The organism is Paracoccus rhizosphaerae (genome assembly GCF_026162645.1).
Lineage (GTDB): Bacteria > Pseudomonadota > Alphaproteobacteria > Rhodobacterales > Rhodobacteraceae > Paracoccus > Paracoccus rhizosphaerae.
This window is the reverse complement of record NZ_JAOTBE010000002.1, coordinates 139,743-160,180: the sequence shown is the minus strand read 5'-3', so window position 1 is coordinate 160,180 and position 20,438 is coordinate 139,743. Positions and strand designations below refer to the sequence as shown.

General features: G+C 67.5%; 23 protein-coding genes. 14 read left to right on the top strand and 9 right to left on the bottom strand.

Annotated elements, in window-relative coordinates; all coding sequences use genetic code 11:
* Window positions 1-30: 30 nt before the first annotated feature.
* On the bottom strand, window positions 31-462 hold the full coding sequence (locus tag OC184_RS01930) for an Lrp/AsnC family transcriptional regulator (RefSeq protein WP_265505490.1): 432 nt from the start codon (window positions 460-462) through the stop codon (window positions 31-33).
* A 153-nt stretch (window positions 463-615) separates the two neighbouring features.
* Here OC184_RS01930 and OC184_RS01925 point away from each other — a divergent pair, with 153 nt between their 5' ends.
* Window positions 616-1,770 (top strand): type III PLP-dependent enzyme, encoded by a 1,155-nt coding sequence (locus tag OC184_RS01925; RefSeq protein WP_265505489.1) that lies wholly within the window; start codon window positions 616-618, stop codon window positions 1,768-1,770.
* A gap of 150 nt (window positions 1,771-1,920) precedes the next feature.
* Complete coding sequence (locus OC184_RS01920) at window positions 1,921-2,901, top strand: glycosyltransferase family 8 protein (RefSeq protein WP_265505488.1); 981 nt, start codon at window positions 1,921-1,923, stop codon at window positions 2,899-2,901.
* Here OC184_RS01920 and metF read toward each other — a convergent pair.
* Entirely contained in the window at window positions 2,898-3,761 is an 864-nt protein-coding gene (metF, locus tag OC184_RS01915) for a methylenetetrahydrofolate reductase [NAD(P)H] (protein WP_265505487.1), read from the bottom strand. The two genes, OC184_RS01920 and metF, sit on opposite strands and share 4 nt — an antisense overlap.
* A 91-nt stretch (window positions 3,762-3,852) precedes the next feature.
* Between metF and OC184_RS01910 the strand changes: the two genes are divergently transcribed.
* The 3 genes from OC184_RS01910 to OC184_RS01900 all read left to right on the top strand — a co-directional run bounded on the left by OC184_RS01910 (window position 3,853) and on the right by OC184_RS01900 (window position 6,660).
* The gene (locus tag OC184_RS01910) at window positions 3,853-4,767 is read left to right on the top strand and encodes a LysR family transcriptional regulator (RefSeq protein ID WP_265505486.1); all 915 of its coding nucleotides are present in this window, start codon (window positions 3,853-3,855) and stop codon (window positions 4,765-4,767) included.
* Window positions 4,768-4,825: 58 nt separating this feature from the next.
* Window positions 4,826-5,617: an inositol monophosphatase family protein gene (locus OC184_RS01905; protein ID WP_265505485.1), complete on the top strand. Its 792-nt coding sequence runs from the start codon at window positions 4,826-4,828 to the stop codon at window positions 5,615-5,617.
* Between the two features lie 92 nt (window positions 5,618-5,709).
* The gene (locus tag OC184_RS01900) at window positions 5,710-6,660 is read left to right on the top strand and encodes a DMT family transporter (RefSeq protein WP_322630165.1); all 951 of its coding nucleotides are present in this window, start codon (window positions 5,710-5,712) and stop codon (window positions 6,658-6,660) included.
* Here OC184_RS01900 and OC184_RS01895 read toward each other — a convergent pair.
* On the bottom strand, window positions 6,626-8,692 hold the full coding sequence (locus OC184_RS01895) for a lytic transglycosylase domain-containing protein (protein ID WP_265505484.1): 2,067 nt from the start codon (window positions 8,690-8,692) through the stop codon (window positions 6,626-6,628). The genes OC184_RS01900 and OC184_RS01895 overlap by 35 nt on opposite strands.
* A 123-nt stretch (window positions 8,693-8,815) precedes the next feature.
* Between OC184_RS01895 and dapA the strand changes: the two genes are divergently transcribed.
* Window positions 8,816-9,691, top strand: coding sequence for a 4-hydroxy-tetrahydrodipicolinate synthase (gene dapA / locus OC184_RS01890; RefSeq protein ID WP_265505483.1), 876 nt, complete (start codon window positions 8,816-8,818; stop codon window positions 9,689-9,691).
* A 62-nt stretch (window positions 9,692-9,753) separates the two neighbouring features.
* Here dapA and OC184_RS01885 read toward each other — a convergent pair whose 3' ends face one another.
* The 3 genes from OC184_RS01885 to OC184_RS01875 form a co-directional block, all read right to left on the bottom strand.
* Entirely contained in the window at window positions 9,754-10,947 is a 1,194-nt protein-coding gene (locus tag OC184_RS01885; RefSeq protein WP_265505482.1) for a UbiH/UbiF family hydroxylase, read from the bottom strand.
* Window positions 10,948-11,009: 62 nt separating this feature from the next.
* Window positions 11,010-11,189, bottom strand: a complete 180-nt coding sequence (locus tag OC184_RS01880) for a hypothetical protein (RefSeq protein ID WP_265505481.1) — start codon at window positions 11,187-11,189, stop codon at window positions 11,010-11,012.
* Between the two features lie 41 nt (window positions 11,190-11,230).
* Window positions 11,231-11,908: a pyrimidine 5'-nucleotidase gene (locus tag OC184_RS01875; protein ID WP_265505480.1), complete on the bottom strand. Its 678-nt coding sequence runs from the start codon at window positions 11,906-11,908 to the stop codon at window positions 11,231-11,233.
* 64 nt (window positions 11,909-11,972) lie between these two features.
* Between OC184_RS01875 and OC184_RS01870 the strand changes: the two genes are divergently transcribed.
* The 4 genes from OC184_RS01870 to OC184_RS01855 all read left to right on the top strand — a co-directional run bounded on the left by OC184_RS01870 (window position 11,973) and on the right by OC184_RS01855 (window position 14,735).
* Window positions 11,973-12,596, top strand: a complete 624-nt coding sequence (locus OC184_RS01870) for a GntR family transcriptional regulator (protein WP_265505479.1) — start codon at window positions 11,973-11,975, stop codon at window positions 12,594-12,596.
* Entirely contained in the window at window positions 12,589-13,221 is a 633-nt protein-coding gene (locus OC184_RS01865; protein ID WP_265505478.1) for a DNA-3-methyladenine glycosylase family protein, read from the top strand. Before OC184_RS01870 ends, OC184_RS01865 begins: the two co-directional genes overlap by 8 nt.
* A complete protein-coding gene (locus OC184_RS01860; RefSeq protein ID WP_265505477.1) occupies window positions 13,218-13,874 on the top strand; it encodes an alpha/beta hydrolase in 657 nt (218 codons plus the stop codon). Before OC184_RS01865 ends, OC184_RS01860 begins: the two co-directional genes overlap by 4 nt.
* Before the next feature lie 261 nt (window positions 13,875-14,135).
* Window positions 14,136-14,735, top strand: a complete 600-nt coding sequence (locus OC184_RS01855) for an HNH endonuclease (protein ID WP_265505476.1) — start codon at window positions 14,136-14,138, stop codon at window positions 14,733-14,735.
* 6 nt (window positions 14,736-14,741) lie between these two features.
* Here the strand turns inward: OC184_RS01855 and OC184_RS01850 are convergent, their stop codons facing one another.
* A complete protein-coding gene (locus OC184_RS01850; RefSeq protein WP_265505475.1) occupies window positions 14,742-14,909 on the bottom strand; it encodes a hypothetical protein in 168 nt (55 codons plus the stop codon).
* A gap of 236 nt (window positions 14,910-15,145) precedes the next feature.
* On the opposite strand from OC184_RS01850, the gene OC184_RS01845 reads away from it, so the two are divergent.
* The 3 genes from OC184_RS01845 to OC184_RS01835 all read left to right on the top strand — a co-directional run bounded on the left by OC184_RS01845 (window position 15,146) and on the right by OC184_RS01835 (window position 18,361).
* Window positions 15,146-15,460, top strand: a complete 315-nt coding sequence (locus OC184_RS01845) for a DMT family transporter (protein WP_265505474.1) — start codon at window positions 15,146-15,148, stop codon at window positions 15,458-15,460.
* A 170-nt stretch (window positions 15,461-15,630) separates the two neighbouring features.
* Entirely contained in the window at window positions 15,631-17,469 is a 1,839-nt protein-coding gene (gene ilvD / locus OC184_RS01840) for a dihydroxy-acid dehydratase (protein WP_265505473.1), read from the top strand.
* Between the two features lie 7 nt (window positions 17,470-17,476).
* Complete coding sequence (locus OC184_RS01835; protein ID WP_265505472.1) at window positions 17,477-18,361, top strand: DMT family transporter; 885 nt, start codon at window positions 17,477-17,479, stop codon at window positions 18,359-18,361.
* Here OC184_RS01835 and OC184_RS01830 read toward each other — a convergent pair.
* The gene (locus OC184_RS01830) at window positions 18,358-18,816 is read right to left on the bottom strand and encodes an Lrp/AsnC family transcriptional regulator (RefSeq protein WP_265505471.1); all 459 of its coding nucleotides are present in this window, start codon (window positions 18,814-18,816) and stop codon (window positions 18,358-18,360) included. The two genes, OC184_RS01835 and OC184_RS01830, sit on opposite strands and share 4 nt — an antisense overlap.
* On the bottom strand, window positions 18,813-19,268 hold the full coding sequence (locus tag OC184_RS01825; RefSeq protein ID WP_265505470.1) for an Lrp/AsnC family transcriptional regulator: 456 nt from the start codon (window positions 19,266-19,268) through the stop codon (window positions 18,813-18,815). The genes OC184_RS01830 and OC184_RS01825 overlap by 4 nt, the downstream gene beginning before the upstream one ends.
* A gap of 128 nt (window positions 19,269-19,396) precedes the next feature.
* On the opposite strand from OC184_RS01825, the gene ilvC reads away from it, so the two are divergent.
* Window positions 19,397-20,419 carry a ketol-acid reductoisomerase gene (gene ilvC / locus OC184_RS01820; RefSeq protein WP_265505469.1) on the top strand — a complete coding sequence of 341 codons (1,023 nt, stop codon included), beginning with the start codon at window positions 19,397-19,399 and terminating at the stop codon, window positions 20,417-20,419.
* The last annotated feature ends 19 nt before the right edge of the window (window positions 20,420-20,438 follow it).

The following is a 20,438-nucleotide window of genomic DNA, read 5'->3' as shown; positions in this document are numbered from 1 at the left end:
GATTAGCGAATGCTGGCGCAAAGGCCAAGATCAGACGGCGCGGTCCAGCTTGCTGGACAGGTGGATCAGGCTTTCCGACGACCTGACGCCCTCGGCCCCGCCGATCCGGTCCAGAAGCTCGTCCAGCTCGGCCGTCGATCCGGCGGCCAGCTGCACCAGCAGGTCCACGCGCCCGCTGGTCGTGTGGATGCGCTCGATCTGCGGGATGACCTTCAGCCGCGACAGGACGGCGGCCTGGGCGCGTGGCTCGATCCCCAGAAGGACGGTGGCGCGGATGCGGGCGCCGCGCGCGGCGTCGCCAAGGCGGAGGGTATAGCCTGCGATGGCGCCATTCCCCTCCAGCCGCTCCAGCCGCGCCTGCACGGTTGACCGTGCGACGCGCAGCCTGCGGGCCAGAACAGCGACCGACATGCGGGCATCGCCCGACAGCTGAGCCAGGATGTTGCGGTCAAGATCGTCCAACTGCGGTGGCTTTCGTCAAAATGACACATGATCGATCATAATAACGTCAGGAAGAGGCGAATCTACCCTTTTCATCGGTGAAATCGGAACCCAAAAGCGCCATTCTGACTTGGACCCCCTCATCCCAACACCGCCTGCGCGAAAGGAACGTCAATGGGACAACAGAAGACCGTCTGGGACAATCCGGCCGAGGTCATCCGACATCTGGCCCCGGAACATCCGGTCATGGTCTTCGCGCCGACGGTGCTGCAGGACCGCGCGCGGCAATTCATCGACGGCTTTCCGGGCCTCGTCACCTATGCGGTGAAGTCGAACCCTGACGAGGCCGTGATCCAGAACCTGGTGACCGCCGGCATCCAAGGCTTCGACGTCGCCTCGCCATTCGAGATCGACCTGATCGGCCGGATGGCCCCGCGCGCCGCGCGCCACTATCACAACCCCGTCCGCGGCCGGACCGAGATCGCCCATGCGGTGGCGCAGGGCATCACGTCCTGGTCCGTCGACAGCCGCTCCGAGCTGGAGAAGCTGTTCGAGCAGGTGCCGACCGAGGTCAATGGCGCGGGCGTCGAGATCTCGCCCCGGTTCAAGCTGCCGGTCCTGGGCGCGGCCTATGATTTCGGCTCGAAGTTTGGCGCCACGCCGGAACTGGCGGCCGAGCTGCTGGCCGAGGTCGACCGGCGCGGCTATGTCGCGTCGCTGACCTTCCATCCCGGCACGCAATGCACCGACCCCATCGCGTGGGAAAGCTATATCCGCGTGGCCAAGGACATCTGCGACATGGCCGGCGTCCGGGCGCGGCGGCTGAACGTCGGCGGCGGCTTCCCCTCGCACAGGGTGGTCGGGGTCGAGCCTGACCTGACCTCGATCTTCCAGGAGATCGGCGACACGGCGACCGAGATGTTCGGCGACGATGCGCCGGCGCTGGTCTGCGAACCCGGCCGCGGCTTGGTGGCCGATGCCTATTCGCTGATCACCCGCGTGAAGGGCATCCGCGACGGAAGCCATGTCTTCCTGAACGACGGCGTCTATGGCGGCTTGGCCGAACTGCCGATCATCGGCAATATCGACCGGATCGAGGTGCTGACCCCGCAGGGGCGGCCACGCAACGGTGATGTCGGCGGCCGTGTCATCTTCGGGCCGACCTGCGATTCCGTCGACCGCCTGCCGGGCGAACTGAGCCTGCCCGAAGATGTGGCCGAGGGCGACTTCGTCATCTTCCACGGCGCAGGCGCCTATTCGACGGTCACGAACACCCGCTTCAACGGGTTCGGCGCCATGACCCACGCGACGGTCATGAACCTGCACTGAACCGCCGACCACACTGGCGCCGTCCCGCGGGCGGCGCCATCGCGCCTGACCGGCAGCTTCGCGGTTGCCCAGGGGACGCAAAACGGTCAAGTTCCTCGCGTATCCATCAGGGGGCGGCGCGTCTCCTCAGCCATTTTTGCGAGTGAACGATTGAAGACGCTGAGCATCCTGATCACCGACATGGGTTTCATCGTGCCGTCGATGCAGATGGCCGAGCAGCTGACGCGTCCCGATCTGGCGCGGCTGACGGATGTGATGGTCTTCGTCCTCGACCCGCCCGAGGGCTTCATCGAGGCGCTGCGCCAGGAGTTCGACAGCCTCTCGATCCGCCTGGTGGGGCTGTCGACGAAGGATTTTGCCGCATCCTCGGACTATGCCAGATACTTCAAGGGCCACGTCCCGCTGGCGGCGCTGGCGCGGCTCGAGATCTGCGACCTGATTCCCGACTGCTATGACCGGGTGATGTATCTGGACGGCGACATGCAGCTGGTCGGAGATATCGCGCCGCTTCTGCAGCTGGATGTCCCCGAGGGCCGGATCGCCGCCGCCGTCGAGAATTTCGTCATGTTCGAAGGGCCGGGGGGCAGGCGCCCCGACTGGCTGGAGAGCTATCTGGCGGCGCTTCAGCTGGACGGCGCGGGTTCCTATTTCAACTCGGGCCTGATGCTTTTCCGCAGGACGACCTGGGCTAAGGTCGCGCCGCGTGCGCTGGACTTCTTCCTGACCCATGCGGACATCTGCGCCCATCACGACCAGTCGGCGCTGAACGCGGTCTGCGCCGGCGACTGGCTGCCGCTGTCACCGGCCTACAATTATCTGACCTTCTATCTGAAGATGGGCGGCCTTGACCGGATGCAGCCGAAGATCCTGCACTTCGCCAGCGCGCCGAAGCCCTGGCAGTCGCCAGAGAGCCTGTGGCCGCCGCGCCATGCCGAAACCTATCGCCGCTTCATGGGCCGCCACCCCGCGCTGCAGGGCAGGCTGACCGTCTATGATCCGGGACAGGTGCCGCCGGCGCCGATGCGCGCGGTCCGGGCCGCCAAGGTCAAGGCGCGGGCGCTGGTCAAGACGCCGGAGCTTGCCCGGAACTTTCGCCGCTATGTGCGGCGTACGCAGTTCCTGCTGGACTAGGCCGCGGCGGTCAGCGGCTCGATGCCCAGGGCCGTGCAGACATCGAAGGTCAGCTCTGGCCGGTTCAGCGTATAGAAATGCAGCCGGCCGACACCGCCGGCGATCAGCTTCTCGCACAGATCGACGCAGAGACCCGTGGCCAGCGCACGCTGTGCCTCGGGTCCGTCCAGCGCGGCCAACTGGAAAGATTCCTCGGCCCAGTCGGGGACGGTGGTGTTGCAGGTCGCAGCAAAGCGCTTGGTGCCGGCCCAGCTTTGCACGGGCAGGATGCCGGGGATGATCGGCACGTCGATCCCGGCGGCGGTGCAGCGGTCGCGGAAGCGGAAGAAGGTGTCAGGCTCGAAGAAGAACTGCGTGATCGCGCTGGTCGCGCCAGCCTCGATCTTGCGCTTGAGCCAGGCCACGTCGGCATCGCCGTCGGCGCTGTCGGGATGGGGTTCGGGATAGGCGCCGCAGCGGATCGTCATGTCGCCGCGCGCGGCGATCGCCTCGATCAGCTCGACCGAATTAGCGAACCCGTCGGCATGTGGCGTGAACCGGTCAGCCCCCTGCGGCGCGTCTCCCCGCAGGGCCACGATCTCGCGGATGCCGGCATCGGCATAGGACTGAACGATCTCCATCGTCTCGGCCCGCGTCGCCTCGACGCAGGTCAGGTGCGCCGCGACCTCCAGCCCGAACTGGCGGTTGATCGTGGTCACGGCCTCGTGCGTCAGCTTGCGGGTCGTGCCGCCCGCGCCATAGGTCACCGACACGAATTCGGGTGCCAGAGGGGCCAGCACCCGCGCGGTTTCCCACAGCTTAAACGACGCCTCCAGCGTCTTCGGCGGGAAGAACTCGAAGCTGATCTTCGGCGGGGTCATGGCAGGTCCTTTCTGTTGGCAGGTCTTGTGCCATGTGCAGCGGCGTGAGACAAATTCATAATCCTCAACATCAAGCTGAGTTTCATTCATCATGCATCTGGAGCTGCGGCATCTTCGAACTGTTCACGCCATCCACGAACAGGGCGGCCTGGCCCGCGCGGCCGAGATCCTGAACATCACCCAAAGCGCGCTGTCCCACCAGGTCAAGGCCTTGGAGGAACAGGCCGGGACCCCGCTGTTCGTCCGTCGCGCCAAGCCCATGCGCCTGTCGGCGGCGGGCATGCGCCTTCTGCGCCTGGCCGAGCAGGTCCTGCCGCTGGTCAGCGCCACCGAGGCCGAGTTCAAGGGCGTCGAGGCGGGCCGCATCGGCCGCCTGCACATCGCGATGGAGTGCCACGCCTGCTTCGACTGGCTGCTGCCGGTGCTGGACATCTTCCGCCGCGCCTGGCCCGACGTCGACGTGGACATCCGCCAGCGCCTGGCCTTCGGCGCGCTGCCTGCGCTGGTGCGAGAGGAGGTGGACCTGGTGATCTCCTCGGACCCCGAGGATCTGCCGGACGTGATCTTCCAGCCGCTGTTCGACTATGCGCCCACGCTGGTCGTGCCGGCGGGCCATCCGCTGGTCGCCAAGGGTCACGCCGACCCCGCCGACTTGGCCGGGGAGACGCTGATCACCTATCCGATGGACCGCGCGCGGCTGGACGTCTTCAGCCAGTTCCTGACGCCTGCCGGTGTCGAACCCGCCCGCCAGCGCACGGTCGAACTTACGGCCGTGGCGCTGATGCTGGTCGCCTCGGGGCGCGGCGTCGCGGTCATGCCCGACTGGGTCCTGCGGCGCGAGGCCGCGAACCCTGAACTGGCGATGCTGCCTTTGGGGCCGCAGGGCATCCGGCGCAGGCTTTACGCGGCGGTGCGGGCGAACGACCTGTCGCAGCCCTACATGGCCCATGTTCTGCGCCTGTCGCGGACCGAGCCCCTGCGGATGCTGCGCGGTCCCGCGGCGTGATGCTTGGCATTCCGGGCCGGCTGGCCTATGACGCGCCCAACCCCAATTCCCGGAGCATGTGATGGCAAGCGCCAATCTGAACGTCATGATCAAGGCCGCCCGCAAGGCCGGGCGCGGCCTCGTCAAGGATTTCCGCGAGGTCGAGAACCTTCAGGTCAGCGTCAAGGGCGCCGGCGACTTCGTGACCCGCGCCGACCGTGAGGCCGAGCGAGTCATCAAGGAAGAGCTGATGAACGCCCGACCCAGCTATGGCTGGCTGGGCGAGGAGACCGGCGAGGACGCGGGCGACGACCCGACCCGCCGCTGGATCGTCGACCCGCTGGACGGGACCACGAACTTCCTGCACGGCCTGCCGCACTGGGCGGTCTCGATCGCGCTGGAGCACAAGAAAGAGATCGTCGCCGCCGTCATCTTCGACGCCGCCAAGGACGAGATGTTCGTGGCCGAAAAAGGTAACGGCGCCTTCATGAACGACCAGCGCCTGCGCGTGTCGGGCCGCACCCGACTGGCCGATTCGGTCTTTGCCACCGGCATCCCCTTCGCCGGGCGCGGCCCGCTGCCCGCCGCCCTGCAGGACCTGGCGCAGCTGATGCCGGTCACGGCCGGCGTGCGCCGCTTCGGCGCCGCGGCGCTGGACTTGGCTTATGTCGCGGCCGGACGCTTTGACGGCTACTGGGAACGTGGCAACAAGCCCTGGGACGTGGCGGCCGGCATCCTGCTGGTGCGCGAATCCGGCGGCTTCGTCCAGGGGATCCGTGAAAACGACGACCCGCTGGAATCGGGCCGGATCATCGCAGCGAACCCGACCCTGCTGGAGCCCTTCGCCAAGATCATCCGCGCCCGCGACTGATGATGCTTCGACCGGGTTGCAGATCATGCAGCCCGGCCGCTTGACCTTGCCACGGGCAAGGCGCAACAGGGGGCACCAGAGACAGGCCCCCCATGCCCGACGACCAGCCCCATCCGCCCTATGCCGCCTCTGCGGCCGTCTCGGCACCGCCGATGACTCCGAACGCGCCCGTGCCTCTGCGCGACCGCACCGGGTTGGCGATCCTGATGATGTGCGTGGTCAGCTTCATCTTCGCCCTGCAAGATGTCTTTTCACGCATGCTGGGCGAGGCCTATCCCCCGGTCCTGATCGTGATGATCAGGTATTGGGTTTTCGCGCTGTTCGTCATCGCGCTGGTGTCGCGACAGCAGGGCGGCCTGCGCCGGGCGATCCGCACGAAACGGCCCCTGACGCAGATCGCACGTGGTGCGATCCTTGCGCTCGAGGTGCTGTTGATGGTCGAGGCCTTCATACGCTTGGGCCTGATCGAGACTCATGCGGTCTTTGCTGTCTATCCGCTGCTGGTGGCGGCACTGTCGGGTCCCATCCTGGGCGAAAAGGTCGGCTGGCGCCGCTGGACCGCCATCGGCATCGGGTTCCTGGGCATCCTGGTGATCCTGAACCCGGGCGGCGGGGTCGTCACCACGGCCGCGCTGCTGCCGTTCGGGGCGGCACTGATGTTCGCGCTTTATGGGCTTCTGACGCGGCACGTGTCGCGCGACGATCCGGCGATGGTCAGCTTCTTCTGGACCGGGATCTCGGGCGCAATGGCGATCACATTGGTGGGCATCTGGGACTGGCAGTTGCTGGCGCCGGTGGACTGGATCTGGATGGCATGTCTGTGCGTCTGCGGGATGTCGTCGCATTACCTGATGATCCGCGCCTATGAACTGGCCGAAGCCTCGGCCCTGCAGCCCTTCGCTTATACGCAGCTGGTCTGGGTCAGCATCCTGGGCGTCTGGCTCTTTTCCGAAACGCTGCGGCCCAACGTGGTCGTCGGCGGCGCAATCGTGGTGGGGGCGGGCATCTTCACTCTGTGGCGACAGCGGCGGCGGTCGCGTTGAACCAACCGTCAGGCAGGCGCGGGCCGATGAAGGGCTTGGGCTGCGGCTTGGCCGACAGCGCCAGCGTCAGGCGCGCCTCGGGCGGCGGCACCTGGCCACCGCCCGACAGGTCCCACCGGGTCACCACTGGCGCCGGCGCCCCGTGGATGCGGGAGCGATAGATCGGCAGCGCCTCGGCCACGCGCATGACATAGTTGCGCGTCTCGTCGAAGGGAATCAGCTCGACCCAGTCGATCGGGTCGGCATCGCGGCGCAGGTCGCCGAAATCGCCCAGCCAGCGGGCCGGACGCCCCGGCCCGGCATTATAGCCCGAGGCGATCAGCGCCACCGAAGGCCCGAAGCGGTCGGCCAGCCCGGTCAGGTATTGCGACCCGATCCGCGCGTTATAGCTGGCGTCGCTGGACAGGCGGCCCAGATCGTAGGGCAGGCCGATCTGCCGGGTCACCTGCTCAGCCGTGCCGGCCATGACCTGCATCAGCCCCTGCGCGCCCACCGGGCTGCTGGCGGTATGGTTGAATTCCGATTCCTGACGGGCGATGGCCATGACCAGTTCGGGCGGCGGGCCCAGATCCTCGCGCTCAAGCCCGGTCAGCGGGAATTGCGCGACGGGCCAGACGACGCCTTGGTTGGCCGAATACTTGGCCAGCCGAAGGCCGTGCCAGGGGGCACCCGATTCGAACATCAGCCGCGACATGCGGGCGATGTCCTCGGGCGCGGCGGTTTCGGCCAGGTGCAGGAAGAACCGCTGCGCGTCGTCGCGCCGCCCGCTGGCGATCAGCCACAGCCCGGCGCGGAAGATCTCGTTCTCGCGCAGCGCGCTGCCGCGCCAGTCTGGCAGCGTCTCGATGGCCGGATCCGGGCGGGCATAGTCGGCGGGCAGGGCGGCGCCGGTCTTTTCCATCGCCAGCTGCCCGTAGTAGACACCCGGATAGGCGGCCGCGGCGTCATAGGCCGCTCGGGCCGCATTGGGATCGCCAAGCGCCTCATGCGCGCGGCCCTGCCAATAATGGGCACGGGCCTTGCTGATCGCGCTGCCAACGACGGTTTCCAGGTGCAGGAGGTGCTCCAGTGCGCGGGCCGGATCGCCGGTCTTCAACGCCGCGAAGCCGGCCAGCCATTCCAGATCGCTGTAGTGGTGATTGTCACGCGGCAGAAAATGCGGATGCGCCAGCTTCAGGGCACGGGACCAGTCGCCGCTGCGCATCGCAAGCCGCGCGTAATCGACCCGCATCTGCGCCCACTGGGCCGGATCGCGCAGCGCGCGGGCATCGGTCGAGGCCTCAAGCATCAGCGCCTGTGCGCCGTCATGCTGCTTGGCGCGGACGCGCCAAAGAAAGCGGTCCATGGTCAGGCCCGGATCGGCGCGGCTTTCGTCCGGCAGCGCCAGAATCAGATCGTCCACCCCGGCACGACCGGCCTGCAGCGCGATGCGGGCGGCGGGCAGGGCGCGATCGGGCTCGGGCAGCCGCGGCAGCAGGCGCTCGGCCTCGGCCCATTCGCCGGCGTCGAGCATGGCAGAAACTCGCGCGGGAATCAGTGCGGCCAGTTCGGGATGCGCGGACAGGAGCGCGGCCTCGTCTTCGACGGGCATCGGACGGGCGGTGAAGAACGCCGCGCGCGCGGCCTGCGCATCGGAGTCGGGCAGAACTGCGGTCCATGCCTCCAGTGCCGCCACGGTGGACGGCGCGCGCCCGTCGAACCACAGGCGCAGGTCATCGGCGTCGGCGCCCGGCTGCAGCTTCGCCTCTCCCTGGCGGATCAGCAGGTCGAGGCCGGGCCAGTCCGGGTTTTCACGCAAAAAGGCGGCGTAGTCGGCGAAGTCGCCAAATCCCGCGCGAAGGGCGTTCCAGCCGACCAGAGCCTCGGCCAGGGGACCGGCGCGGCGGGCGGCGTCGCGGGCGGTCACCCAGTCCTGCACGTCGGTGGCGGCCAGGGCCAAAGCCATGGCGCCAGGATCCTCGGCCCGCGCGGGGGTTGCAAGGGGAAGGGCCAGCAGAAGGCCCGCGGTCAGCATGTCGCGCAGAAGTCGCATCACCACCCTGTGTCATCGTCATGGCCGACGGACGCAATTCACAACCTTGGCAAGTTCCCCGCCCGGCGCTAGGGAGGGGCCGCAGAATTGCATCTTATGCCAGAATTCACCAAGGAGCGTGTCATGTTCAAAGGGTCCCTGCCAGCCCTCGTCACGCCGTTCGACCAGGACGGCGAGCTGGATCTGGACACGCTCAAGAAGCTGGTCGAATGGCATGTGGACCAGGGGACGCACGGGCTGGTGCCGGTCGGCACCACCGGCGAAAGCCCCACCCTGACCCATGATGAGCATCGCACCGTCATCGAGGAGGTCGTGCGTGCGGTGAATGGCCGCATTCCGGTGATCGCCGGCGCGGGGTCGAACTCGACGCGGGAAGGGATCGGGCTTCTGAAGCACGCGGCCAGCGTCGGCGCCGACGCGGCGCTGGTGGTGACGCCCTATTACAACAAGCCGACGCAGGCCGGACTGATCGCGCATTACACCGCGCTGACCGATGCCTGCGATCTGCCAATCATCATCTACAACATTCCCGGCCGCTCGGTCGTCGACATGATGCCCGAGACGATGGGCGTTCTGGCGCAGATCCCGTCGATCATCGGCGTCAAGGACGCGACCGGGCGGTTGGAGCGGGTCAGCTGTCAGCGCATGACTTGTGGTGCCGATTTCGTGCAGCTGTCCGGAGAGGACGCGACGGCGCTTGGCTTCAACGCCCATGGCGGCGTGGGCTGCATCAGCGTGACGGCGAACGTGGCGCCGAAGCTGTGCGCCCAGTTCCAAGAGGCGACGCTGCGCGGCGACTATGCCGAGGCGTTAAAGCTGCAGGACCGGCTGATGCCCCTGCACCTGGCGATCTTCGTCGAGCCGGGGCTGGTCGGGGCCAAATATGCGATGTCGCGGCTGGGGCTGTGCCACGAGCGGGTGCGCCTGCCGCTGACCCCTCTGACCGAACCCACTCGGCGGCTGATCGATGCGGCGCTGGAGCATGCCGGGCTGATCTGACGCGGGCCGGGCGCGTTGCCCCCCATCGCCTGCGGCGATTCTATGTTCAGGACCAAAGCAGCCTAGTCGAGGCCGAGACCCGTGCGCATCAGCAGGCGGCGCACCGGCGCGATGCCGTAGAGGCCGCCGAGCGCCGCTGCCCGCAGGTCGCGCAGCGGGCGCAGTCCGGTCTGGCTGGCACGGTTCAGCGCGTCGATGCCCAGAAGCCGTGCATAGGCTTCGGGGCGGCGGGTGCGTTCGTAGCGGGCAAGCGATGTCCGGCCGCCGGGATCGGTGGCGCTGAGGTCCAGAAGGGCGCCCAGATCGGCGAGGCTCATGTTCAGGCCCTGCGCGCCGATGGGTGGCAGGACGTGGGCGGCTTCGGCGATGAGGGCGGTGCGGGGGCCGGTGAAACGATCGGCGATCTGGCTGATGATCGGCCATTCGGTCAGCTGCGTCGCCAGTGTCAGGTGGCCCAGAACGCCGGCCGAGCGGGCGTTCAGTTCCGCCTCGAACGCGTCGGGGGGCAGGCTGCGCAGGCGCGACGTTTCGCGGCCGTTCTCCATCCAGACCACCGCCGAGGAATGCTTCCCGTCGCGGTCCGGCAGGGGGACCAGCGTGAAGGGGCCGCCGGAGCGGTGCACCTCGGTCGAGACGTTGTGGTGGGGCTGGTCATGGGTGACGGCGAAGGCCAGCGCCTTCTGACCATAGCGGAAGGTGCGTACCCCGATCCCCAAGGCCTGCCGGACCGGCGAATTTCGGCCATCGGCGCCGATCAGCAGCCGCGTCCGCAGGCGGCTGCCGTCGGTCAGGGTCACGATCGCGCCTTCGTCTCGCGCCAGGACGGCCGCCGTCCCGGTGCCCGAGAGGAAGCTGACATTCGGCAGGCTGTCCAGCTGGGCCGAGATTTCGCGCCGCAGAAGCCAGTTGGGCAGGTTCCAGCCAAAAGGCTGGTCGCCGATCTCGGACGCGTCGAAGTCTCGGGTCAGGCGCGGTATGGGATCGGCACCGCCGGCATCGACGATCCGCATGATCTGCAGAGCCGTTGCGTGCGGCGCCAGCCGTGGCCAGAGGCCGATCCGATCCAGCAGCTTGACCGACGGCGTCAGGAACGCGGTCGACCGCAGGTCGGCGCCGTCGGCGGTCTCTTCGGTGACGGGGGGGGCTGGGTCGACGCAGACGGTCGAGAAGCCCCGCGATCCGAATGCGGTGGCGGCAATCATCCCGGCGATGCCGCCGCCCGAGATCAGGATGTCGATGTCGCGGAGATCGGTCATGGTGCAGCCTTTCGCTTTGGCGCCACCATGCCCCCTGCCGCAGGCCGGGGGAAGTGGCGGCTTCAGTTCCCCGCGGTGAAGGCCAGCATGACGGCGAAGACCGCCAGCGTCAGGACCAGCCCCAGGATGCCCAGGACGGCCAGTCCGAAATGCGCGACGATGGCGACGGCCAGCACGGCGACTGCAAGAAGCGCGATCACCAGCAGGTGGAAGACGGGGCGGGAGGGCGCGGTATGGTTCATGATGGTGATCCGGTTCGATGTGGCGCGCGTTCGCCCTGACCTTAGTTCGGCTGAAGCTGCGGTGCGATGCGGCACAGGAACGCAGTCAGGTCGTCGGTATGGTAATGCACATGCGCGCCGGGATCACCCTGCAGCGCGTCGGGGCCATGGCGGCCCGAACCCACCAGCACCGTGCGCATTCCAAGGTCATGGGGAACCTGGAGGTTGCGGGGGTCGTCCTCGAAGAAGGCGGCCTGGCGGGGGTCGATGCCCGATGCCGCAATGACGCGGGCGAAGGCCTCGGGCACGGGCTTTGGAAGGAAGCCCGTTTCCTCGATGCCGTAGACCGCGTCGAAGAGGTCCTGAAGCCCGCGGGCGGCCAGCACGCGGCGGGCATAGGCGGCGTCGCCGTTCGTGTGGACGATCCGCCGGCCGGGCAGGGCCGCAATGGCGCGCGCCAGATCCGGTGCGGGATCGAGAACCGAGAAGTCGATGTCGTGGACATCTGCCAGATAGGCCTGCGGGTTGATCGCATGTTCGGCCATCAGCCCCGCCAGCGTCGTGCCGTGCAGCCGCCAGTATTCGGCCCGCAGCCGGTCGGCATGGTCCTGCGGCACGCCCAGCAGGCGCATCATCCAGGCGGTCATCCGCGTCTCGATCTGCGCGAACAGCTGTGCCTCGGGCGGGTAGAGGGTATTGTCCAGATCGAAGATCCAGACGCGAACATGAGAGAAATCCATGGGTGGGGCTTAGCGCGGGCCGCCCGCGCTTGCAATTCGGCGCGGCGCGGCCAATCGTGCGGCCATGAAGGACGCTTATTCCCTGATCCTGACCGCCATCGAGGGCGGCACCTATCGCCCCGGCGACCGGCTGGTTGAATCCGAACTGGCCGAGCGGTTCGGCGTCAGCCGCACCCCCGTGCGTGAGGCGCTGCAGCGGCTGGAGACGCAGGCGATGCTGGTGCGCGACGGGCGCAGCCTGATCGTCGCCTCTCTGGACCACAACCAGCTGGCCGAGCTCTATACCGTGCGGGCCGAGCTTGAGGCGCTGGCTGGCCGGCTGGCTGCCCGCCACGCCACCCCCGAGGAGGTGCGCGTCCTGGCGCAGATGGTCGAGGAGGACCGTCGCGCCAAGGGCGACCCCGAGGTTCTGGCACGGACGAACAAGCGGTTCCATCGGCAGATCCATCTGGCATCTCACAACCGCTATCTGGTCCAGCAGCTGGACCTGGTGCACAGGACCATGGCGCTGATGGCGCGGACGTCGCTTGCGGCCGAGGGGCGGAGCGAGACGGCGCTGGCCGAACACGCGCGCATCGTCGACGCCATCGCGGCGGGCGACGGGGCGGCGGCGGACAAGGCGCTGCGGCAGCACATCTCGATGGCGTGGGAGACGCGGCTGAAGCTCGAGGCGCAGGCGGGTGGCTGAGCGCCGCCTGATCCTGACCGAGGACGATCTCGCCGAGGGCTGCGCCCATCTGGCGGCGGTTTGCCTGGTCTGGGCGCGGGTGCTGCCGAACCTGGAGCCTCTGCCGCTGCGGCGACAGGCCGACGGGTTTGCGGCCATGGCGCAGGCAATCGTCGGTCAGCAGGTCTCGGTCGCGGCGGCGGCGGCCATCTGGGCGCGGCTGGAGGCGGCGGGGCTGACCGACGAGGCGGCGCTGCGCGGGGCCAGCGACGACGAATTGCGTGCGGCGGGCCTGTCGCGACCCAAGGCGCGCTATCTGCGCGGCATTGCCGAGGCGCGGCTGGATTGGGAGGGTCTGCGAAATCTGCCCGATGACCAGGCCATCGCGCAGCTGGTCGCGCTGCCCGGCATCGGCGTCTGGACGGCCGAGATCTATCTGAAGTTCGCACTGGGGCGCGCAGATGTGTTCGCCGCGGGGGATCTGGCGCTGCAGGAGGCGGCGCGGATGATGTACGACCTGCCGGCACGCCCCGGCCCGGCGGCGCTGCGCGAGCTGGCGCTGCCCTGGAGCCCCTGGCGCGCGGTTGCGGCGCGGGGGCTGTGGTCCTATTACCGGTGGTCCAAGGGACGCGAGGGAGTGACATGACCGAACAGCTGACATCCGACCGCAAAGGTCCCGCCAAGGCATCCTCGGTCGTCGTCTTCCTGCATGGCTATGGCGCGGACGGCAACGATCTGCTGGGGTTGGCCGAGCCGCTGACGCCGCATCTGCCGGACACGGCCTTCTATGCGCCGAACGCGCCTGAGCCCTGCCGCAACAATCCGATGGGCTATCAGTGGTTTCCGATCCCCTGGCTGGACGGATCGTCGGAAGCGGACGCTCGGTCCAGCGCGATGCGGTCCTTCGGCCTGCTGAACGACTTTCTGGACCGGGTGCTGGCGGACGAGGGCCTGGCCCCTGACCGGGTGGTGCTGGTCGGGTTCTCGCAGGGGACGATGATGGCGCTGCATGTGGCGCCGCGGCGGGACCGGGCCGTGGCGGGCGTCGTTGGATTCTCCGGCCGGCTGCTGGAGCCGCAGCTGCTGGCGACCGAGGCGAATGTGAAGCCGCCGGTGCTTCTGATCCACGGCGATCAGGACCAGATGGTGCCGTTCGAGGACATGGGCCTGGCAGGACAGGCGCTGCAAGAGGCAGGCTTCACCGTCTATGGCCATGTCATGGAGGGGACCGGGCACGGGATTTCTCCTGACGGGCTGTCCGTGGCGCTGGCCTTTCTGCGCGAGCGTCTGGAGGCCTGATCGCCCCCGGCCTTGTGCCAAAGCGTCGGAGGAGTTTGCCGACCCCAAAGGGGTCGGCGGTGGCGGGGCCCTGACGGGCCCCGCGGGCGTTTCAGGCCGCGAGCGTTGGTCGTCATGCTGCTGTCACGGCGGGCTGTTACCCCCTTGGAATGACCCCGGATAGATACGGGGGCTTGCCAGACGGCCGACGCGATATATAGTCTGGTTGACGGATGAGACGGGCGCCCCGGTCAACCCCACGGGGCAGACGGGGAAGGCGCTATGCTGGACGACCATCATCAGACCGACTTCAGGACCCAGTTCGTGCGCGAGCCCGCGAACTTGCGCCACTATCCGGCGCTGGTCCTGAATGCTGATTACCGGCCGCTGAGCTATTATCCGCTGTCCCTTTGGCCTTGGCAGGAGGCGATCAAGGCCGTCTTTCTGGACCGCGTGTCGATCATCGCCGAATACGACCACGAGGTGCGAAGTCAGAGGCAGGCCTTCCGGATCCCTTCGGTCGTTGTCCTCAAGGATTTCGTCAGACCTCAGAAGCGCGTGGCCTTCACGCGCTTCAATCTTTTTCTGCGCGACGAATTCTGCTGCCAATACTGCGGCGCCAAGGGCGATCTGACCTTCGACCATGTCGTGCCGCGGTCGCGCGGCGGGGTGACTAGCTGGGAAAATGTCGTTGCCGCCTGTTCGCCCTGCAACCTGAGGAAGGCGAACCGCAGCCTGCGCCATTCCGGCATGCATCTGCGCAAGCCGCCCCGCCAGCCGTCGGTAGAGGAGATGCACGCCGTCGGGCGGCGATTCCCGCCAAACCACTTGCACGATAGCTGGATGGATTTCCTCTATTGGGATGCCGAGCTGGAAAGCTGACCCGGATCAGTGATCGTGCCCGTCGCGGTGGCCCAGATGGACCAGGAGCGCAGCGCTGAGCGCCAGGAGGAGGATGGTGACGACCGGCAGGCCCGCCGCAACACCGGCCCAGAGCGTCAGCGCGGCGCCCACGACCACGGCGCAGATGAGCATAAGGAAATGGGTCAGCGGCATGGGTCTCTCCTTCTCCTGCCACCAGTATGGGGGTGGCGGTGGCGCTTGGGAAGCCTGCGAGAGTCAATGTCCCGCAGCCTGCGCGGGTTCCTCCCCAGTTTCGCGCGGTTTTGTCACAGCCCATGCCGGTAGCGCTTGATCCAGGGGGTTGCGCGTCCTAGATCTGTCGCTGAGGACGACCTCGGCCGAGACGGCATCATTTCCGGGACGACCCGGACGGACAGGCGAGGTTGTCGATGCCCTGGTTTCTTATTTCCGTCGCCGGACTGCTGGAAGTGGTCTGGGCGCTTGCGATGAAACAGTCGCAAGGCTTCACCCGGATCGGGCCCACTGCGATCATGGTGGTCGGCATGATCGGTTCATTCTGGTTGCTGGCGCTGGCGATGCGCAGCCTGCCCTTGGGAACGGCCTATACCGTCTGGACCGGGATCGGAGCCGTCGGAGGCTTCCTGGTTGGCATTACCATTTTGGGAGAGCCGGTCACGCCGCTTCGGCTGCTGGCTGCGGGGCTGATCGTCGCAGGGATCGTGACGATGAAGCTGGCATCATAACCGCGGGTGCGGAAGTGCGTCCCGCCACGGCCGGGGGCGCTGCGCCCCCCGGACCCCCCGCGGGCGTTCCTGCTCTTGGACGACATGAAACCGACGCCGGCCCGTCGCAGGGGCAATTTCCTTTCGATGCGCGTGGTGTTAAACGCAGTTTCAGCCAAAGGAGATCAGCCATGCCCGCCTATCGTTCCCGCACAACCACCCACGGTCGCAACATGGCCGGCGCGCGCGGTCTGTGGCGCGCGACGGGCGTGAAGGACAGCGACTTCGGCAAGCCGATCATCGCCATCGTCAACAGCTTCACCCAGTTCGTGCCGGGCCATGTCCACCTGAAGGACTTGGGCCAGCTGGTCGCGCGGGAGGTCGAGGCGGCCGGCGGGATCGCCAAGGAATTCAACACGATTGCCGTCGATGACGGCATCGCGATGGGCCATGACGGGATGCTCTATTCGCTGCCATCGCGCGAGGTCATCGCTGATTCGGTCGAATATATGGTCAACGCCCATTGCGCCGACGCGATGGTCTGCATCAGCAACTGCGACAAGATCACGCCGGGCATGCTGATGGCCTCGCTGCGGCTGAACATCCCCACCGTCTTCGTGTCGGGCGGACCGATGGAGGCGGGCAAGGTCGTCCTGCAGGACGGCAAGGTGAAGGCCCTGGACCTGGTCGATGCGATGGTCGCGGCGGCCGATGATTCGGTCTCTGACGCCGATGTTCAGGCGATCGAGCGGTCGGCTTGTCCGACCTGCGGGTCGTGCTCGGGCATGTTCACGGCCAACTCGATGAACTGTCTGACCGAGGCGCTTGGCCTGTCGCTGCCCGGCAACGGATCCACCCTGGCCACCCATGCCGACCGCAAGCGCCTGTTCGTCGAGGCGGGGCACCTGGTCGTTGACCTTGCGCGGCGCTATTACGAGGGCGATGATACCAGCGTGCTGCCGCGCAACGTCGCCAGCTTCGCCGCCTTCGAGAACGCGATGACGCTGGACATTGCCATGGGCGGGTCCACCAACACGGTCCTGCACCTGCTGGCCGCGGCCCACGAGGCCGAGATTGACTTCACCATGTCCGACATCGACCGGCTGTCGCGCAAGGTGCCGGTCCTGTGCAAGGTCGCGCCCGCCAAGTCCGACGTCCACATGGAGGACGTGCACCGCGCCGGCGGCATCATGGCGATCCTGGGCCAGCTGGATCGGGCGGGGCTGCTGGACACGACCGTGGGCAGCGTCCATTCCGGCACGCTGGCGCAGGCGCTGGATCGGTGGGACGTGTCGCGGACCGAGGCCGCGTCCGTCCACGACTTCTATCGTGCGGCGCCTGGCGGCGTGCCGACGCAGACGGCGTTCTCGCAGGACCGCCGCTATGACAGCGTGGATCTGGACCGCGAATCAGGCGTGATCCGCAGTGCCGAGCATGCCTTCAGCAAGGACGGCGGCTTGGCGGTGCTTTACGGTAATCTGGCCGAGGACGGCTGCATCGTGAAGACCGCCGGCGTCGACGAATCGATCCTGACCTTCGAAGGCCCGGCTCATATCTTCGAAAGCCAGGACGACAGCGTCAGCGCCATCCTGACCGGCAAGGTCAAGCCCGGAGAGGTCGTGCTGATTCGCTATGAGGGGCCGCGCGGCGGGCCGGGCATGCAGGAGATGCTGTATCCGACCAGCTACCTGAAGTCGAAGGGGCTGGGGAAGGCCTGCGCGCTGGTGACGGACGGACGTTTTTCGGGTGGCTCTTCGGGGCTGTCGATCGGCCATGTCTCGCCCGAGGCGGCCGAGGGTGGGACGATCGGCTTGGTGGAACAGGGCGACCTGATCCGCATCGACATCCCGAACCGCAGGATCGAGCTGGTCGTGGACGACGCCACCCTGGCCGCGCGCCGCGAAAAGCAGGATGCGCAGGGCTGGAAGCCCGCCAAGCCCCGTCAGCGCAAGGTCTCGACGGCGCTGCGGGCCTATGCGGCCATGACCACCAGTGCCGCCAGGGGCGCGGTTCGCGTCATTCCCGACTGATTCCGGCGTGACGCCACGGGATCATCCCGGCCTCGGCATGGGCGTCATGGCGCTGGCCATGCTGCTTCTGCCGATGGGCGACGCCATCACCAAGGCTCTGACCGCGGTCGCACCGCCATTCGAGGTGACGGTCTGGCGCGCCACGGCGCAGGCGCTGTGGTTCGTGCCGGTGGCGCTGGTCCTGCGCCGCCGCCTGGGCGGGCCGCTGGTGACGCGGGCGGCGGTCCTGTCGGGGGTCTGCCTGATCGGTGTGTCGTTCTGCCTGATCTCGGCCTTCCAGCACATGCCGATCGCAACGGCCATCGCGATCTTCTTCCTAGAGCCTCTGCTGCTGACGCTGCTGGCAGGCCCGCTTCTGGGCGAGGTGCCAGGCCCCCGCCGGCTGGCCGCTGTGGGCCTGGGGCTGGTCGGTGCTTTGGTCGTGATCCGTCCGAACTTCGCCGTCTACGGGCCGGTGACGCTGATGCCGGTGCTGGCGGCGCTGCTCTATGCGCTCAACGTGGTGGTGATGCGCAGCGCCACCCGGCGCCAGTCGGCATTGAGCCTGCAGATCGGCGCGGCCGCCTGCGCGGCGGTCCTGGGGCTGGCGGCGCTGGCGGGGGCGTGGGCCTTGGGCCGAACGCCGGCGAACCTGATGCACGCCCCGTCTTGGGCGCAGTTCGCGATCGTCGGCGCAGGCGCGTTGGCGGCGGTGACCTTCCTGATGATCACGCAGGCCTTTTCGCTGGCCGAGGCCAGCATGCTGGCCCCCCTGCAATACCTCGAGATCGTCGGCGCGACCGTGATTGGCTGGCTCGTCTTTGGCGACCTGCCGGACGGCTGGACCTGGGTCGGCACGGCGATCATCCTGTCGGCAGGGCTTTACGTCTGGCACCGCGAACGGCAGGCCTAGCCGAGGGGGCCGGGGCGGCGTTCCTCGGACAGCATGACGTTCGCCTCGACCTGTCCGACGCCCGGTAGGGTCATAATCCGGCGGCGCAGGATGCGTTCGAAGTCGCTGATGTCGCGCGCCGTGATCCGCAGGCGATAGTCGAATTGGCCCAGCACGTGCTGGACCAGCTGCACCTCGGGGATGGCGGTCACGGCTCGCTCGAAATCCTCCAGCCCTGTGCGGCCCTTGGCGGCCAGCTTGATGCCCAGGAAGACCGTCACGCCGAAACCCAAGGCGGCCTGGTCCAGCACCACGCGGCGCCCCGCGATCACGCCCTGGTCAGTCAGCCGCTTCACGCGTCGCCAAGCCGCGGGCTGCCCGATACCTATGGCCCGGCCGATCTCGGCGGCGCTGCGAGTCGCGTCCTGCGCCAACAGCCGCAGGATTGCCAGGTCGGTCGCATCCAGATCGATCACAGCGGCAGCTCCGCGCTGTCCTTGATGGTGGCGACCAGCATCAGCGCATCGAGGTCCGAGATATGCGGCAGCGTCAGGATGCGGTCACGATAGACCTGCTGCCAATGCGCCATGTCCCGCGCGATGACCGAGGCGCGCCAGTCCACGCTGCCCAGGAAGGACTGGATCTCGATCACTTCGGGGACCTTGCGCAGGGCCGCCAGGAATTCGTCGAAGGCGCGCGGGTTGGTCTTGTCGAGCGTGAACCGCAGGCTGACCTCGACCGCCCAACCCATCGCACGCCAGTCGATCCGCGCCTGCACGCCCTTCAGCACTCCCGCTTCCCGCATCCGCTCCAGCCGCCGCCAGAAGCTGGCAGCCGTGACGCCGGATCGTTCGGCCAGAAGTGTATTCGTCGCCTCGGGTTCGGCCAGAAGCTGCCGGAGAATGCGTCGATCGGTGCTGTCAGGCATGAAATTCATGAAAACACCGCTAACTGAGAATGATCTTTTCGTAAAGGCTGCCAATCCAATCCGGATTGCGCGGTGACCTCGTGCCGCCAACCGGTAGAATTGTGGCATCATATCGGAAGGATACCCCTATGCGCGTCTACTACGACCGCGATTGCGACGTGAACCTGATCAAGGACAAGAAGGTCGCGATCCTCGGCTATGGCAGCCAAGGCCATGCTCATGCCCTGAACCTGCGCGATTCGGGCGCCAAGAACGTCGTCGTCGCCCTGCGCGAGGGCAGCGCGTCGGCCAAGAAGGCCGAGGGCGAAGGCCTGAAGGTGATGGGCATTGCCGAAGCGGCCGCCTGGTGCGACGTCATCATGTTCACCATGCCGGACGAGTTGCAGGCCGAGACCTACAAGAAATATGTCCACGACAACCTGCGCGAAGGCTCGGCCATCGCCTTCGCCCACGGCCTCAACGTCCATTTCGGCCTGATCGAACCGAAGCCCGGTGTCGACGTCATCATGATGGCGCCCAAGGGCCCCGGCCACACGGTCCGCGGCGAATACGTCAAGGGTGGCGGCGTGCCTTGCCTGGTCGCGGTCCACCAGGACGCATCGGGCAAGGCGATGGATATCGGCCTTTCCTACTGCTCGGCTATTGGCGGCGGCCGTTCGGGCATCATCGAGACGAACTTCCGCGAAGAGTGCGAAACCGACCTCTTCGGCGAGCAGGCTGTGCTGTGCGGCGGCCTGGTCGAGCTGATCCGCATGGGCTTCGAGACCCTCGTCGAGGCCGGCTACGAGCCCGAGATGGCCTATTTCGAATGCCTGCACGAGGTGAAGCTGATCGTCGACCTAATCTACGAGGGCGGCATCGCGAACATGAACTACTCGATCTCGAACACGGCTGAATACGGCGAATACGTGTCCGGCCCGCGCATCCTGCCCTACGACGAGACGAAGGCCCGCATGAAGGCGGTCCTGCGCGACATCCAGTCGGGCAAGTTCGTGCGCGATTTCATGCAGGAAAACGCCGTTGGCCAGCCTTCGTTCAAGGCCACCCGCCGCATCAACGACGAGCACCAGATTGAACAGGTGGGCGCCAAGCTGCGGGAGATGATGCCCTGGATCAGCAAGGGCAAGATGGTAGACCGCGCCCGCAACTGATCGGACGCCGTACCGGGGG

What these genes read in the sequence shown, in the direction of transcription:
- dapA (WP_265505483.1), top strand. Translation starts at nt 8,816, where the DNA reads ATGTTCAAAGGGTCCCTGCCAGCCCTCGTCACGCCGTTCGACCAGGAC.
- OC184_RS01870 (WP_265505479.1), top strand. Translation starts at nt 11,973, where the DNA reads ATGAAGGACGCTTATTCCCTGATCCTGACCGCCATCGAGGGCGGCACC.
- OC184_RS01875 (WP_265505480.1), bottom strand. Translation starts at nt 11,908, where the DNA reads ATGGATTTCTCTCATGTTCGCGTCTGGATCTTCGATCTGGACAATACC.
- OC184_RS01825 (WP_265505470.1), bottom strand. Translation starts at nt 19,268, where the DNA reads ATGCCTGACAGCACCGATCGACGCATTCTCCGGCAGCTTCTGGCCGAA.
- metF (WP_265505487.1), bottom strand. Translation starts at nt 3,761, where the DNA reads ATGACCCCGCCGAAGATCAGCTTCGAGTTCTTCCCGCCGAAGACGCTG.
- OC184_RS01895 (WP_265505484.1), bottom strand. Translation starts at nt 8,692, where the DNA reads ATGCGACTTCTGCGCGACATGCTGACCGCGGGCCTTCTGCTGGCCCTT.
- OC184_RS01925 (WP_265505489.1), top strand. Translation starts at nt 616, where the DNA reads ATGGGACAACAGAAGACCGTCTGGGACAATCCGGCCGAGGTCATCCGA.
- OC184_RS01845 (WP_265505474.1), top strand. Translation starts at nt 15,146, where the DNA reads ATGCCCTGGTTTCTTATTTCCGTCGCCGGACTGCTGGAAGTGGTCTGG.
- OC184_RS01860 (WP_265505477.1), top strand. Translation starts at nt 13,218, where the DNA reads ATGACCGAACAGCTGACATCCGACCGCAAAGGTCCCGCCAAGGCATCC.
- OC184_RS01850 (WP_265505475.1), bottom strand. Translation starts at nt 14,909, where the DNA reads ATGCCGCTGACCCATTTCCTTATGCTCATCTGCGCCGTGGTCGTGGGC.
- OC184_RS01910 (WP_265505486.1), top strand. Translation starts at nt 3,853, where the DNA reads ATGCATCTGGAGCTGCGGCATCTTCGAACTGTTCACGCCATCCACGAA.
- ilvC (WP_265505469.1), top strand. Translation starts at nt 19,397, where the DNA reads ATGCGCGTCTACTACGACCGCGATTGCGACGTGAACCTGATCAAGGAC.
- OC184_RS01855 (WP_265505476.1), top strand. Translation starts at nt 14,136, where the DNA reads ATGCTGGACGACCATCATCAGACCGACTTCAGGACCCAGTTCGTGCGC.
- OC184_RS01900 (WP_322630165.1), top strand. Translation starts at nt 5,710, where the DNA reads ATGCCCGACGACCAGCCCCATCCGCCCTATGCCGCCTCTGCGGCCGTC.
- OC184_RS01885 (WP_265505482.1), bottom strand. Translation starts at nt 10,947, where the DNA reads ATGACCGATCTCCGCGACATCGACATCCTGATCTCGGGCGGCGGCATC.
- ilvD (WP_265505473.1), top strand. Translation starts at nt 15,631, where the DNA reads ATGCCCGCCTATCGTTCCCGCACAACCACCCACGGTCGCAACATGGCC.
- OC184_RS01880 (WP_265505481.1), bottom strand. Translation starts at nt 11,189, where the DNA reads ATGAACCATACCGCGCCCTCCCGCCCCGTCTTCCACCTGCTGGTGATC.